Consider the following 13,194-nt stretch of genomic DNA (forward strand, 5'->3'; position numbering starts at 1 on the left):
TCTTTCGGGGCCGAAACCCGGTCTAGCCGAGTTCGGCGAGTACCTTCGCCACGATGCGCTGGACGGACAGGCCGTAGCGTTCGTGCAGCGTGGGCAGGGCGCCGGCGTCGAGGAATTCGTCGGGCAGCGCCACCGGCACCACCCGCTTGCCCAGGCCGGCGGTCACGACGGCGGACGCAACGGTTTCGAACAGGCCGCCCACCACGCTGTGGTTCTCCAGCGTGACCGCCAGGCGGTCGGTGTTGATCTCGGCCAGGACGGTTTCGGCGTCGAACGGCTTGATGGTGGGGGTGTGCACGACGGCGACGTCCACGTTGTGTTCCGCCAGCGCCTTGGCTGCCTGGAGGGCGCGCATGGTCATCAGGCCGCTGGAGACGAAGACGACGTCGTTGCCCCCGCGCAGGACCTTGGCCTTGCCGAGTTCGAAGGTGTAGTCGTACTCGTCCAGGACCGTGGGCACGTTGCCGCGGAGCAGGCGCAGGTAGGTGGGTCCTTCGCTGGCGGCCAGCTGCGGGACGGCCTGCTCAATGTCGATCGAGTCGCACGGGTCCACGATGGTCAGGTTGGGCATGCCGCGGAAGATCGCCATGTCCTCGGTGGCCTGGTGGCTGGGGCCGTATCCGGTGGTGAGGCCGGGGAGGCCACCCACGATGTTGACGTTCAGGTTGGGCTCGGCCGCGTCCAGGCACAGGAAGTCGTAGGCGCGGCGGGCAGCGAACACGGAGTAGGTGGAGGCGAACGGCACCAGGCCGGTTTCGGCAAGGCCGGCGGCCGCGCCGAAGAGGAGCTGCTCGGCCATGCCCATCTGGAAGAAGCGCTCCGGGAAGGCCTTGGCGAAGATGTGCATGTCCGTGTACTTGCCCAGGTCTGCGGTGAGGCCGACGATCCTGTCGTTCTCCTGCGCGGCCTTGACCAGTGCATGCCCGAACGGGGCGGAGGCGGTCTTCTGGCCCGGATCGGCGAAGGACGCAATCATGGCCGAGGTCTTGAGCCTGGGGGCGGTGCCGGTGGCCTTCACAGCGGTGGTGCTCATCGGGCGGCCTTTCCTTCGTATCCTGCGGTCAGCTGCTCGCGGCAGGTCTGCCATTCGTCTTCTTCGATGCGCATGAAGTGCGCCTTTTCCCGTTCCTCCAGCAGCGGCACGCCGCGGCCCACCTTGGTGTCGCAGAGGATCACGGAGGGGCGGCCGCTGGTGGCGGCCTGCGCTGCGGCGTTGTCGAACGCGGCGAGCAGCGCGGCGACATCGTTGCCGTCCACCCGCTGGGTGTACCAGCCGGCGGCTTCCCACTTTTCGGTGATGGGTTCGGTGCGGAGGACGGTGTCGGTCTTGCCGTCGGCCTGCAGGGCGTTGATGTCCACCATGGCGGTCAGGTTGCCGAGCTGGTGGTGGTGGGCGCCCATGGCGGCTTCCCAGGTGGAGCCTTCGTCCAGTTCGCCGTCGGAGAGGAAGTTGTAGATCCTGGCGTCCGAGGCCTGGTAGCGCAGGCCCAGGGCCATGCCGACGGCGATGGTCAGTCCGTGGCCCAGGGAACCGCCGGAGATTTCCATTCCCGGGGTGTAGGTGGACATACCGGACATGGGGAGCCGGGAGTCGTCGGAACCGTAGGTTTCGAGTTCCTCGACCGGGACGATGCCGGCCTCGGCGAGGGCCGCGTAGTGGCCGATGGCGTAGTGGCCGGTGGAGAGCAGGAAGCGGTCGCGTCCCTCCCAGTGCGGGTCCTCGGCGCGGAACCGGAGCTGGTCGGCGTAGACGACGGCGAGCATGTCCGCCGCGCCGAGCGCCTGGCCCACGTAGCCCTGGCCCTGGACCTCGCCCATGTTCAGGGCGTGGTGCCGGATCCGGTAGGCGGCGGCGCTGACCCGGTCGAGTCGTTCGGCTGCAGTTTCCTGGGTCATTGGTTCCTTCTCTGGGAGTGCTTGGGTGCGCAGTTCCTGCGGGATGGTTTCGTTGACGGCGGTCATTAGGCGTTCACCGACTGGGGGGTGCTTTTGGTGATCTCATCAGCCAGCTCGCGCTCGCGCTTGCCCCAGGTTTCCCGGGTGGAGATGGCTGCCCAGAGGCCGATCAGGGCGTAGGCGCCGAACAGCAGGGCCGGGCCGATCCAGCCGAAGCTGACGAACAGCAGGGTGGTGATGAAGGGGGTGAAGCCGGAGACCATGGCGGAGATCTGGTAGGCCAGCGAGGCGCCGGAAGCACGGGTCTTGGCCTGGAAGAGCTCGGGGAACCATGCGCCCTGGGCGCCGGCGAGGGAGTTCTGGCAGACCGCGTAGGAGATGACGATCGTTGCGATGATGAAGACGAACAGGCCGGTGTTGACCAGCAGGAACATCGGAATGGCGAACAGCACGGCGAATGCGGTGGACCAGATGTACAGGGGGCGGCGGCCGATTTTGTCGGTCAGGGCTCCCCAGGCCTGGGTGGCGAAGATGCCGATGGCGGACGCGATGCAGAGGGCAATCAGAGTTTGCGACTTGTCGGCGAGGTGCTGGCTGTTGATGTAGGAAATCATGTAGGTGATGGACACTGCGTAGCCGGCGGTCTCGGCGATGCGCAGGCCGATGCCCTTCACGATGTTGCGCCAGTCGGTCTTGATGACCTCCACGATGGGGGACTTGACGATGTCGCCGTGGTCCTTGACCTCATCGAAGACCGGGGACTCGGGAACCTTGGAGCGGATGATCAGGCCGACAACCACCAGCAGGATGCTCGCCAGGAACGGAATGCGCCACGCGAGCTCGCCGCCCAGCTGGACGCTGAACAGGAAGGTCAGGTTGGCCAGCAGCAGGCCTACCGGGAAGCCGGCCTGGACAATGCCGGTGTACTTGCCCTTCGTCTTCCAGGGTGCGTGCTCGTAGCTCATGAGGATTGCGCCGCCCCATTCCGCGCCGAAGGCCAGGCCCTGGACGATGCGGACGAACACGAGCAGCGCCGGGGCGAGCAGTCCGACTGCGGCGTAGGTGGGGAGCAGGCCGATAGCGAAGGTGGCCAGGCCCATCAGGATGAGGGAGGCCACCAGAACGGGCTTGCGGCCAACCTTGTCGCCCAGGTGGCCGCCGATGATGCCGCCCAGCGGACGCGCTGCGAAGCCGACGCCGAGGGTGGCAAACGAGGCCAGGGTCCCGGTGACGGGATCGCTGCCCGGGAAAAAGGCGGTTCCGAAGTACAGTGCGGCAGCGGTGCCGAAGCCGATGAAGTCGTAGGTCTCGATCACGGCGCCGACGCCCGAGCCAATGGCAACACGCTTGGCGTCCTTGGTGCCGTGGACCGGACCGCGCATGGTCAGAGCATCTTTGCTCATGGTGGTTCCCTTTCGAAGAGCGGCTGAAGAAGCTCCAGCGCTGTCGACTGTTAACAAGATGTGTCCAGTGTGACCCACGTCATGGCTGACTGTCAACAGTCACCGTCAGGAGTTGACTGTTAACAGTCGACCCGGTTAGTGTGGTGTCCATCACTACAGCCTGCCGGGCACGACCAGAGGATCAACGACGATGTTCCATTCCCGACTCGGGTGCTCATCAATCAGCTTCCGACACCAGGACCTGCCAGCGGCCCTGCGAACCATCGCAGGGCTTGGCTTCGCCGAAATCGACCTTGGCGCACTCCCGGGCGTCTGCGACCACGTTCCGTTTGAACTCGACGCGGATGCCGTCTCCGCCGTGGCCGGCGACGTGGCCGCGTCCGGTCTGCGGGTGCGCTCCGTTAACGGGGATATCGGGGACCTTAATGCCGTGCTCGACGCCGGCCGGCAGGCTGAGCGGGACAGGCACCTTGATGCCCTGCTCACCCTCACCGCCAAGACCGGGGCCAAAGCACTGGTCCTTCCCTGCGGTGCGCTGAGCCATGAGCCGGTCCGCAGCCTCGAGGAGGACCTGGACACCGTTGCCGCGCAGCTCATCCGGGCGGCGGAACGCGCCGCCGGGTTCGGCGTCGAACTCTGGACCGAATCGCTGCACTTCCTGCGGTTCTGCTGGAACCTGGAACGCGCAGAACTGCTGGCACAGCGGCTGGCGGGCTCCGGCGTCGGAATCGTCATGGACTTCAGCCACATCGTCGCCGCCGGCGAGGACCCGCTGGAGTACCTGGCACGCCACGAAGGCCGGATAGCCCACGTGCACCTGCGCGATGCCGTGCCCGGGAACATCAACCTCAGCATCGGCAACGGCCGGGCCGATTTCGCGGCCGGGCTGCGGGCGCTGGCCGAGCAGGGCTACACCGGGCACTTCAGCCTGGAACTGGAGACCCGGGACATCACCCACGACGAACGCCCGGCGGCCGCCGCCAAGGCAGCCAGCTTCATCACCGACCTCATCTGATCAACCTCACAAAAACCCACTTAGGAGCCATCATGACCGCCATTCAGCGCACCGCCGTCCTCACCGGAGCCACCTCGGACCGTGGCATCGGCATCACCACCGCCCGCCGCTACGCCAGCCAGGGCTGGGGCGTGGTGATCCTTGACCTCGACGGCGAGAAGTCGGCGAAGGTCGCCACCGAGATCGGCAACGAATTCAATGTCCCGGCGTTCGGCTACGAGATCGACGTTGCCAACGAGGAGTCCGTCAACGCCGCGTACAAGGCAGTGTCGGCCGAGGTCGAGAGCGGCGCCCTTCCCGCCGTCGGCGCCCTGGCCAACATCGCCGGCATCACCTCGCCGGTGCCCTTCCTCGAAACCACGCTCGACCTCTGGAACAAGGTCATGGCCGTGAACTCCACCGGCACCTACCTCGTCACCAAGGCCTTCCTGCCGGACATGATCGACAACGGCTGGGGCCGGATCGTCAACATGTCCTCCGTCTCCGCCCAGCGCGGCGGCGGCGTCTTCGGCAAGGTCCCCTACTCCGCAGCCAAGGCCGCCATCCTCGGCTTCACCAAGGCCCTGGCCCGTGAACTCGGCGACTCCGGAGTGACCATCAACGCCATCACCCCGGGCGCCGTGGACACCAACATCCGCGTCGGCAGCACCCAGGAGCAGGAAGACGCCATCAACGCCGGCATCCCGCTGGGCCGCAACGCCACCACCGAGGAAGTTGCCGCCGTCATCACCTTCCTCTCCTCCGAGGAATCCGCCTACCTGACCGGCACCACCATCGACATCAACGGCGGAAGCCACATGCACTAAAGCGCCTCAAGAGCGCCGCAAACCCGCCCAGCACCCCCGCCCCACGCCGCCGCAGAGAGAGCCAACCATGACCAGAATCTTCAACAATCCAGCGGAATTCGCCGAGGAAGCCCTTGCCGGCTTCTGCGATCTTCACTCCGGACTGGTCCGCCAGGTTCCCGGCGGCGCCGTGCGCCGCCACCGCCCTGCGGCACCGAAGGTGGCGGTCCTCGCCGGCGGCGGTTCGGGCCATTACCCGGCCTTCGCCGGGCTCATCGGTCCGGGCTTTGCCGACGGCGCGGTGGTGGGAAACATCTTCACGTCACCGTCCGCCCAGCAGGCCTATGCCGTGGCCAAGGCGGCGGACAGCGGCGCCGGTGTGGTGTTCACGTACGGCAACTACGCCGGTGACGTCATGAACTTCGGCATGGCCAGCGAGCGGCTGGCCGCCGAGGGCATCGCCGTCGAGAACGTCCTGGTGACGGACGACGTCGCCAGCGCCCCGCCGTCGGAAGCGTCCAAGCGGCGCGGCATCGCCGGGGACTTCACGGTCTTCAAGGTCATGGGGGCCGCCGCTGAGGCTGGCGCGGACCTGGCCGAAGTTGTCCGCCTGGGCCGCAAGGCCAACAGTGTCACCAGGACCATCGGCAGCGCGTTTGCCGGCTGCACTTTCCCGGGCGCCGACGCGCCGCTGTTCTCGCTGGGCGAGGGGCAGATGGGGCTGGGACTCGGGATCCACGGTGAGCCCGGCCTCTTCGACACGGACCTTCCGCCGGCCGCGGACCTGGGCCGCGAACTGGTGACCCGTGTGCTGGCCGAAACGCCGGACGGGGCGGGCCAGCGCATCGCCGTGATCCTCAACGGCCTGGGCTCCACCAAGCATGAGGAGCTGTTCGTCCTGTGGGGGACCGTGGCCCCGCTGCTCCGCGACGCCGGCTACACCCTGGTGCTGCCGGAGGTGGGCGAGCTGGTCACCAGCCTGGACATGGCCGGGGTGTCCCTCACCGTCACCTGGCTGGACGATGAACTGGAGCCGCTCTGGGCAGCGCCGGCGGAGACCCCGGCATACCGCCGCGGAAACACTGCGGTGCAGGCCGGCAGCGACCTCGCCGCCGAGGAGTCCGACGGCGACAGCACTGCAGTTGAGTTCACAGCCACCGCTTCCTCCCGTGAGTACGCATCCGCGTGCGTCGCCGGCCTGGAAGCGGCACGCGACCTCCTGCACACGGAAGAGCCGCGGCTGGGCGACATGGATGCCATCGCCGGCGACGGAGACCACGGCCGCGGCATGGTCAGGGGCGTAGACGCAGCCGTGGCCGCCGCAGCTGACGCCTTCGCCCAGGGTGCCGGCGCGGGCGACGTCCTGGCCGCCGCCGGGGATGCCTGGGCGGACCGGGCCGGAGGAACATCGGGGGTTCTTTGGGGAGCGGGCCTGCGCGCCCTCGGCGAGTCACTCGGAAACAGCGAGGCTCCCGGATCGGCGGAGCTTTCGGCCGCCGTGACGGCATTCGCCGGACGCATCACCGACCTGGGCAAGGCCGAAGTGGGGGACAAGACCATGGTGGATGCGCTCCTGCCGTTCGCCGAAACCCTGGCCCGCCGGACGGAGGAAGGTGCAGCGGCCGGGGACGCCTGGCAGGAAGCCGCCGCGGCTGCAACGTCCGCCGCCGCAGCCACCGCCACGCTCCGCCCGCTCAAGGGCCGCGCCCGGCCGCTCGCGGAAAAGAGCCTCGGCACCGCCGATCCGGGAGCCACGTCGCTGGCCATGATCTTCACCGTCCTGGGCGGACACCTGGTCCGTGAAGCAGCTTCTTCTGTTGCAGAGGAGGCCGCAGTATGAGCGCCGAAGCAGCAGCTGTACCCGCACTCCGGATCATCGTGGGCGCCGACGAGGCCGGCGTGGACTACAAGAACCGCGTCCTGGAGGACCTCCGCGCTGACCCCCGGGTGGCCGATGTGATCGACATCGGGGTCAACCGCGGTGACGTGCCGGACGTGTTCAGCAAGCCATACCCGCATGTCGGCATTACGGCCGGCGAAATGATCCGGGACGGGCAGGCAGACCGCGCCATCCTGTTCTGCGGAACGGGGATTGGCGTGGCCATCGCCGCGAACAAGGTGGCGGGCGTCCGGGCCGCCACCGCCCACGACTCCTTCTCGGTGGAGCGGTCCGTGCTCTCCAACAACTGCCAGGTCCTCACCATGGGACAGCGCGTGATCGGCTTGGAACTGGCGCGCAGGCTGGCCCGGGAATGGGTGGGTTACGCCTTCGACCCGGAGTCGGCGTCGGCAGGGAAGCTGGACGTGCTCAGCGACTACGAAGGGTGCTGAGGCGCCGCTGACAGCTATTGGACGATGACGCGCACCCGCTGCACCGTGTTGTTGCCCATGCCCTGGTAGTTCCAGTGCTGCTCCAGCGGCTGCACGGCGCCGGTGGCGTCGCTGGCCCGGCAGGCCAGTTCGTGGTGGCCGGGGTCCGCCACCCAGGGCAGGCTCCAGCCGCGCCAGGCGAAGGCGCCGGCAGGCTTGTCCAGCTGCGCCGGTACCCACTTGCCGTCGATGCCGACCTCCACCTTCGTCACGGCGCCCTCGCCGGACCACGCCCGGCCCTGGAGCATGACGGGCCCGCGGGGCAGGTACCGGCGGCGGGTGAAAAAGTCAGGGATGCCCGGTGGAACCATCAGGGCCCGCACCCTGATCCGCGAAACCGGGGTCCCGGCGTCGTCCGCGTTGTGCTGGTAGCGGTAGGCGACCGACTGCTGGAAGCCCTGGAAGGGCGTCGTGACCACCTTGATCGACTGCAGCCATTTGACGCTGGCCATGCCGTACCAGCCGGGGACCACGAGGCGCAGCGGGTAGCCGTGCTGCGGCGGCAGGTCATTGCCGTTCATTTTGTAGGCAAGGACGACGTCGGCCCTCGAGGCCTCCGAAATCGGCAGGCTCCGGGCGTACTGCTGCCGGACGCCGCCCTGGATCCCGGCATCAAGGCCGGTGAACACCACTTCGACCGCCTCGGGCTCGACGCCGGCCTGGGCCAGCAGGTATGCCAGCGGAACGCCGGTCCACACGGCCGTCCCTACACCCTCCATCGTCCAGGGCTGGCTGAGCGGCCGCGGCCTCAGCAGCGACCGCCCGTTGCCGGCGCATTCCATGGTCACCTGGACGCTGATGGCCGGATCCCGCTTCAGCGCCGCGAGGCTCAGCTCCATGGCCCGCTCCACGGCGCCGCCGATCCGCAGGTGCCAGGCGCCGCTGACCTGCGGAATGTCGAAGTGCGTCAGCACATAATGCAGCCCCGGCGGAGTCACGTCCTCGCGCAGTGCCTCGAGCGGCATCGAGTGGTTCCGCGCCGCGAGCTGCAGCTCTTCCCTGGTGAGCGGACCTTGGGTGGGTTCACCGGAATGCGCTGTGACTCCGGTGTGGGGCGCGGGGCGGGCGGACGGTCGGCGTCGGTAGATCAGCTTGGACATGGCCTGGCGATTCTGCTCGGTGCTGCGGTTTCTGTGGCGCAGCTGCTGATGGGCGTGCTCCTCCTCACAGGTTTACGCCGCGCGCATATGGCCGTCAACCGCCCCGCTGCCGCCCATTACAGCTGCGGCAGCTTCACCAGTTCCTCGAGCGACATCGGGTCCTGTCCGGTGAGGCCGTGCACGTCCGGTGTCGCCCCCGCCAGATCGCCGGCGGCGATCGCCGTGTACGTGCTGACCCAGGCCTCGACCTGCCACGCCGGCGCGCCGTAGGAGGCGCGGGAGGCGAACGCCTCCTCCACGGTTTCGCGGTGGTACGTGACGGTCCTGCCCGTGGCGCGCGTGAGCACCTCGGCCGCATGGGCCAGCGAGATGTCCTCCGGTCCGGTCAGGTCGTAGGTTGCCCCGGCGTGGACGGCTGGGTCGCGCAGCACGGCCACCGCGGACCGGGCAATGTCCTCCCGCGCGACGGCGGCCATCACGCCGTCGCCCGCCGGACCGCGGATGACACCGTCCTCCCCGGCCAGCATGGGCAGGAAATCCAGGTAGAAGTTGTCCCGCAGGAAGGTGAAGCCCATGCCGGACGCCCTGATCCGCTCCTCGGTGGCATAGTGGTCGCGGCCCAGCGTGAAGGTGCAGTCCGGCGCCGCCCCGAAGAACGACGTGTACACAATGTGCTGCACGCCCGCCTCCGCGGCGGCGTCCACGAAGGCGTAATGCTGCTGCAGCCGGTCCTCCGCCTCCGCCGCCGACACCATGAACAGGACCTTGACCCCTTCCAGGGCCGGGCGGGACAGCACGGGGTCGCCGTAGCTGACCGCCACCGCCGCAGCGTCCTTCAGCTCCGGAGCCCGCCGGGGGTCGCGCACCAGCAGGCGCTGGGAGAACCCGGCGTCAGACAGCTGGCGGGCCACCATGCCGCCCAGGACCCCGGTGGCACCGGTGACCGCAATGTCCGGAAGATCCGTCATGGGTGCTCCTACGCCTCGCGGGTTGCGGGGGACTTTGTCTGGGCCGGATCCCGCTCGGCGAGGGAGCCGACGGCGGCGTCGATCTTCTTCAGGACGTCCGGGTCGAGGCGCACGCCGGCGGCCGCGGCGCTGTCGGCCACCTGCTCAGGGCGGGAGGCGCCCACGATGGCTGAGGCGACGTTCGGGTTCTGCAGCACCCAGGCCACCGCCAGCTGCGGCATGGTCAGGCCGGCCTCCTGGGCGACCGGCTTCAGCTCCTGCACTGCGGCCAGGACGTCATCCCGCATCCAGCGCTGGATCATCTTGGCGCCGCCCTTGTCGTCAGTGGCGCGGCTGCCCTCCGGCAGCGGCTGGCCCGGCAGGTACTTGCCGCTCAGCACACCCTGCGCCATGGGGGACCAGACGATCTGGGAGACGCCCAATTCCTCCGACGCCGGGACCACCTCTTCCTCGATGACCCGCCACAGCATGGAGTACTGCGGCTGGTTGGAGATCAGCTGGAAGCCCAGTTCCCTGGCCAGGGCGTGGCCGTTGCGGAGCTGCTCGGCGGTCCACTCGCTGACCCCGATGTACAGGGCCTTGCCCTGCCGGACGATGTCCGCGAACGCCTGCATCGTCTCCTCGAGCGGCGTCTCAAAGTCGTAGCGGTGCGCCTGGTACAGGTCCACGTAGTCCGTCTGCAGCCGGCTGAGCGACCCGTCGATGGATTCCATGATGTGCTTGCGGGACAGGCCGAGGTCGTTCTTGCCCTTGGGGCCGGTGGGGCCGAACACCTTCGTGAAGATCTCAATGGATTGCCGTCGTTCGCCCTTGAGCGCTTCACCAAGAACGGTTTCCGCCGCGGTGTTGGCGTAGACGTCCGCGGTGTCGAAAGTGCTGATGCCGGCGTCCAGCGCCGCCCGCACGCACTGGGTGGCGACGTCGTTCTCCACCTGGGAGCCATGCGTGAGCCAGTTGCCGAACGTGATTTCCGAAATCTTGAAGCCGCTGTTTCCGAGGTATCTGAATTCCATGAGCTTCACGCTAGCGGAGATGGTTGCTCAGGGTAAGGGATGCCGGCGGCTTATCTCGCGGCCCCAGGCGCCGGGCGCCTGAACCGGTGCGCTCAGGCGCGGGTGCGGGCGTCCGGGTGCTGCGCAAGCGACGTCATGGAACCCGTGTCCAGGACGGTGACATGTCCGGCAACGGCAGGTTTGCGCGCAGGACGTGGCGGCTGGGCGGACAACGCCAAAGCGGACCGCACCATTTCGCCTTTGCTGGCAGCCCCCTTGCCAGAGGTACCTGCGGGGCCCGTGCCGGACGGCTCGGCGGGCACGGCGTCGTCGCGCAGGGCAGACTCGACGAGCGGCGCAACCTCGGTCACGCTGGCCGCGGCCACGTCCGGCGGCGGCAGATCCCGCACGGTGACCTTGACTTCCGGCGCGGCGGCCCGGGCACGCGCCACCGCGCGGGCGTCGGCGGCAGCTACGGCGTCGGCCCAGTCCTTCGCGAGGACGGGCGGCACCGGCCGGGCGGCCGTCACCAGGGGATGGTGTACGACGGCGGAGCGGAGCGCGTCCTGGAGGCCGGCGCGGGTCCGCAGTTTCTTCCAGTCGATCGGTGCCCTGGGCTCGCGGACCGGCCGGGGGGCCTTGGCGCCCTTTTTCGCCTTGGCTTTCGCCGGCACCGCTTCGGCGTCCGCGGGCAGCGGGGTTCCGTCAGCGGCGAGCCGCACGATCTCGATGGTCTCGTTTTTGGGGAGGCGGCCGAACAGCGCCATCACGATCAGCGCCACGAGGCGCCCCAGCCCCGCGATCACCAGCGTGAGCATGACGCTGATGCACAGGCCGATGAACATCAGGAAGGCAACACCCAAAGTGCCAAAAAAGGTCAGGTTCAGTGCAATCGTTGTCGGATCTTCCACTTCACCCTCCTTACCCTCGGCGCCCGGTCCGTCACCCAGTGATCGAGCCGGTGGTCACGCCGGAAAACAGCCCCTAACCACCATACGGACTAATTGCTGCCGACATGCCCTCATGACAAGTGCCGGCAACTGTTGTTTCAAAGCTGTTATAGGACCCGGCCTGATCACTGCGCCGATAGGCTGATCCTGCAAGCCGCCGCCAAGTTCCCAAGGATGCCATGACCGAGCCAGAACCCTTCTCCGGTAACTGCCCGTGCCTGTCCGGGGAGCAGTATGCGGACTGCTGCGGCCGGTTCCACAGCGGAACGGCCGAGGCAGCCACCGCCGAGCAGCTGATGCGTTCCCGCTACTCGGCCTTCGTCCTGCTGGATGGCGGCTACCTCCTCAAAACATGGCATTCCAGCACCCGGCCCGCGGAGCTGGAGTTCGATCCGGGCCTGGAATGGCGGCGGCTGGACATCGTGTCCGTCGAGCGGGGCGGCCCGCTCGATACTGAGGGCGTCGTGGAGTTCAAGGCGCATTTCCGTCAGGACGGAGAGCGAGGCGTCCATCACGAAACCAGCCGCTTCCTCAGGGAAGACCGGCGCTGGTTCTATGTGGACGCCGTCGCGCTTTACCGGTAGCGGCAGGTTCCTGGCTCAGTGCTCTTCATAGTCTGCCGTAGGGGTGAATCCGGCGCGGTCCACCTTGCGGTGGAAGTGCATGCCGGCCATGCCGCCCAGGACTGCACCGACCAGCGCCACCAGGGCGACCACGACGGCGGCAATGATGCCCGTGGTGGTGACCTGGCCTTCGTTGACCGGAATCCGGGGGAAGCTGTTCAGCTGCGCCAGGATGTTGAATTGCTCGCCGGCGATCATGCCGAGTACAGCCACGAGCACAGCGGCGATCAGGGCCCAGATCCAGACCATGAACCCCTGCTTCGCGCCATTGAACCGGGCCATCCTGCCGGCGACGTAGCCGCCGCTGTAATAGGAGGCGAAGAGGATGACCAGCAGGATGATGATGCCCGCGATCCCAACTGTCTGGTTCGAGGCGGCGCGGCCCACGGCGGCATTCACGTCGGTGTTCGTGGCAAGTCCCACGGCAGTCCCGGCCGCAGCGACTAGGGCGGTCAGCAGCACAGCCATGCCCGTGGCGGCCAGCCAGCCAAAGAACGCCGAGCCGATCTTGATGCCGCCGAACGCCTCCCTTTCACGGGCCGCGGCCATTTCCCGGGTGGCAAAGGCCGGGTCGTCGGGCCGTGCCGTGTCCGGGCGGCCGTCGTGTTCATCGCCGGGTGTGTAGTCGCGCTCGGCATACGGCGCGTCTGCGTCCGTCGTGTGGAGGGCCCGGGTGTGCGTGTCCGTCGCGGAGCCGGTGCCGGCGCCGGTGACGCCCGAACCGGTGACGCCGGCGCGGTCCGACCGCCGGGTCTGGGTGGCATCGTAGACAGGAGTGGCCTCGGTCGGGGCGTCGGCCGTGCCGTGTTCTGGCCTGTTCGGATTGGGCCTGTCGGGATCCGGCCTGTTGGTTTCGGACATGACTGATTCAGAGGAAGTGCGCCGGGGGCGTCTGTCCCCGGAGCCGGTTGGGCTGCTCATCAGCGACTCGCTTTCATTGAACGGACCCGGACTCAGGGGCCTAAGCCGGGCAACGCAATGCCGAGGCCAAGGCACTGGCCTCAGTTTCTAGCTAACTCCGTTCAATGGGCATTAGCAAGGATGCTTAGTATCTTGGTGTGGCGCGTCTTCCCTTGTCAGAGGCCGTGTTGG

The 13,194-nt window shown here is 68.1% G+C and carries 13 protein-coding genes; 5 read left to right on the plus strand and 8 right to left on the minus strand.

The features are described 5' to 3' along the window. Positions 1–22 precede the first annotated feature (22 nt). From R5O87_RS14945 to R5O87_RS14955, 3 genes are all read right to left on the minus strand, one after another. Positions 23–1,033 carry a transketolase family protein gene (locus tag R5O87_RS14945; RefSeq protein WP_410557975.1) on the minus strand — a complete coding sequence of 337 codons (1,011 nt, stop codon included), beginning with the start codon at positions 1,031–1,033 and terminating at the stop codon, positions 23–25. Then, entirely contained in the window at positions 1,030–1,896 is an 867-nt protein-coding gene (locus R5O87_RS14950) for a transketolase (RefSeq protein WP_410557977.1), read from the minus strand. Before R5O87_RS14950 ends, R5O87_RS14945 begins: the two co-directional genes overlap by 4 nt. 65 nt (positions 1,897–1,961) lie before the next feature. After that, a complete protein-coding gene (locus R5O87_RS14955) occupies positions 1,962–3,299 on the minus strand; it encodes an MFS transporter (protein ID WP_410557978.1) in 1,338 nt (445 codons plus the stop codon). Positions 3,300–3,489: 190 nt separating this feature from the next. Between R5O87_RS14955 and R5O87_RS14960 the strand changes: the two genes are divergently transcribed. The 4 genes from R5O87_RS14960 to R5O87_RS14975 all read left to right on the plus strand — a co-directional run bounded on the left by R5O87_RS14960 (position 3,490) and on the right by R5O87_RS14975 (position 7,430). Beyond that, the gene (locus tag R5O87_RS14960; RefSeq protein ID WP_410557979.1) at positions 3,490–4,314 is read left to right on the plus strand and encodes a sugar phosphate isomerase/epimerase family protein; all 825 of its coding nucleotides are present in this window, start codon (positions 3,490–3,492) and stop codon (positions 4,312–4,314) included. Positions 4,315–4,346: 32 nt separating this feature from the next. After that, a complete protein-coding gene (locus R5O87_RS14965; protein ID WP_410557981.1) occupies positions 4,347–5,120 on the plus strand; it encodes an SDR family NAD(P)-dependent oxidoreductase in 774 nt (257 codons plus the stop codon). A 67-nt stretch (positions 5,121–5,187) separates the two neighbouring features. Further along, the gene (locus tag R5O87_RS14970; RefSeq protein ID WP_410557982.1) at positions 5,188–6,939 is read left to right on the plus strand and encodes a dihydroxyacetone kinase family protein; all 1,752 of its coding nucleotides are present in this window, start codon (positions 5,188–5,190) and stop codon (positions 6,937–6,939) included. Beyond that, on the plus strand, positions 6,936–7,430 hold the full coding sequence (locus tag R5O87_RS14975; protein WP_410557983.1) for a ribose-5-phosphate isomerase: 495 nt from the start codon (positions 6,936–6,938) through the stop codon (positions 7,428–7,430). The genes R5O87_RS14970 and R5O87_RS14975 overlap by 4 nt, the downstream gene beginning before the upstream one ends. 14 nt (positions 7,431–7,444) lie before the next feature. On the opposite strand, the gene R5O87_RS14980 is transcribed toward R5O87_RS14975, so the two are convergent. The 4 genes from R5O87_RS14980 to R5O87_RS14995 all read right to left on the minus strand — a co-directional run bounded on the left by R5O87_RS14980 (position 7,445) and on the right by R5O87_RS14995 (position 11,440). Continuing rightward, complete coding sequence (locus R5O87_RS14980) at positions 7,445–8,569, minus strand: sulfite oxidase (RefSeq protein ID WP_410557984.1); 1,125 nt, start codon at positions 8,567–8,569, stop codon at positions 7,445–7,447. A gap of 116 nt (positions 8,570–8,685) precedes the next feature. After that, on the minus strand, positions 8,686–9,537 hold the full coding sequence (locus R5O87_RS14985; RefSeq protein WP_410557986.1) for an SDR family oxidoreductase: 852 nt from the start codon (positions 9,535–9,537) through the stop codon (positions 8,686–8,688). 8 nt (positions 9,538–9,545) lie between these two features. Further along, positions 9,546–10,550, minus strand: a complete 1,005-nt coding sequence (locus tag R5O87_RS14990; protein ID WP_410557987.1) for an aldo/keto reductase family protein — start codon at positions 10,548–10,550, stop codon at positions 9,546–9,548. Positions 10,551–10,642: 92 nt separating this feature from the next. Continuing rightward, positions 10,643–11,440, minus strand: a complete 798-nt coding sequence (locus R5O87_RS14995) for a hypothetical protein (protein ID WP_410557989.1) — start codon at positions 11,438–11,440, stop codon at positions 10,643–10,645. Between the two features lie 218 nt (positions 11,441–11,658). Here R5O87_RS14995 and R5O87_RS15000 point away from each other — a divergent pair, with 218 nt between their 5' ends. Continuing rightward, a complete protein-coding gene (locus R5O87_RS15000) occupies positions 11,659–12,063 on the plus strand; it encodes a YchJ family protein (protein WP_410557991.1) in 405 nt (134 codons plus the stop codon). 15 nt (positions 12,064–12,078) lie between these two features. Here R5O87_RS15000 and R5O87_RS15005 read toward each other — a convergent pair whose 3' ends face one another. After that, a complete protein-coding gene (locus R5O87_RS15005) occupies positions 12,079–12,963 on the minus strand; it encodes a YrzE family protein (protein ID WP_410557993.1) in 885 nt (294 codons plus the stop codon). Between the last annotated feature and the right edge of the window lie 231 nt (positions 12,964–13,194).

Source organism: Arthrobacter globiformis, assembly GCF_046536215.2.
Classification (GTDB): domain Bacteria; phylum Actinomycetota; class Actinomycetes; order Actinomycetales; family Micrococcaceae; genus Arthrobacter; species Arthrobacter globiformis_E.

Coding starts and splice junctions, on each gene's coding strand:
- R5O87_RS14990 (WP_410557987.1), bottom strand. CDS start 10,550: ATGGAATTCAGATACCTCGGAAACAGCGGCTTCAAGATTTCGGAAATC.
- R5O87_RS14970 (WP_410557982.1), top strand. CDS start 5,188: ATGACCAGAATCTTCAACAATCCAGCGGAATTCGCCGAGGAAGCCCTT.
- R5O87_RS14950 (WP_410557977.1), bottom strand. CDS start 1,896: ATGACCCAGGAAACTGCAGCCGAACGACTCGACCGGGTCAGCGCCGCC.
- R5O87_RS14980 (WP_410557984.1), bottom strand. CDS start 8,569: ATGTCCAAGCTGATCTACCGACGCCGACCGTCCGCCCGCCCCGCGCCC.
- R5O87_RS14965 (WP_410557981.1), top strand. CDS start 4,347: ATGACCGCCATTCAGCGCACCGCCGTCCTCACCGGAGCCACCTCGGAC.
- R5O87_RS14960 (WP_410557979.1), top strand. CDS start 3,490: ATGTTCCATTCCCGACTCGGGTGCTCATCAATCAGCTTCCGACACCAG.
- R5O87_RS14955 (WP_410557978.1), bottom strand. CDS start 3,299: ATGAGCAAAGATGCTCTGACCATGCGCGGTCCGGTCCACGGCACCAAG.
- R5O87_RS15000 (WP_410557991.1), top strand. CDS start 11,659: ATGACCGAGCCAGAACCCTTCTCCGGTAACTGCCCGTGCCTGTCCGGG.
- R5O87_RS14945 (WP_410557975.1), bottom strand. CDS start 1,033: ATGAGCACCACCGCTGTGAAGGCCACCGGCACCGCCCCCAGGCTCAAG.
- R5O87_RS14985 (WP_410557986.1), bottom strand. CDS start 9,537: ATGACGGATCTTCCGGACATTGCGGTCACCGGTGCCACCGGGGTCCTG.
- R5O87_RS15005 (WP_410557993.1), bottom strand. CDS start 12,963: ATGTCCGAAACCAACAGGCCGGATCCCGACAGGCCCAATCCGAACAGG.
- R5O87_RS14975 (WP_410557983.1), top strand. CDS start 6,936: ATGAGCGCCGAAGCAGCAGCTGTACCCGCACTCCGGATCATCGTGGGC.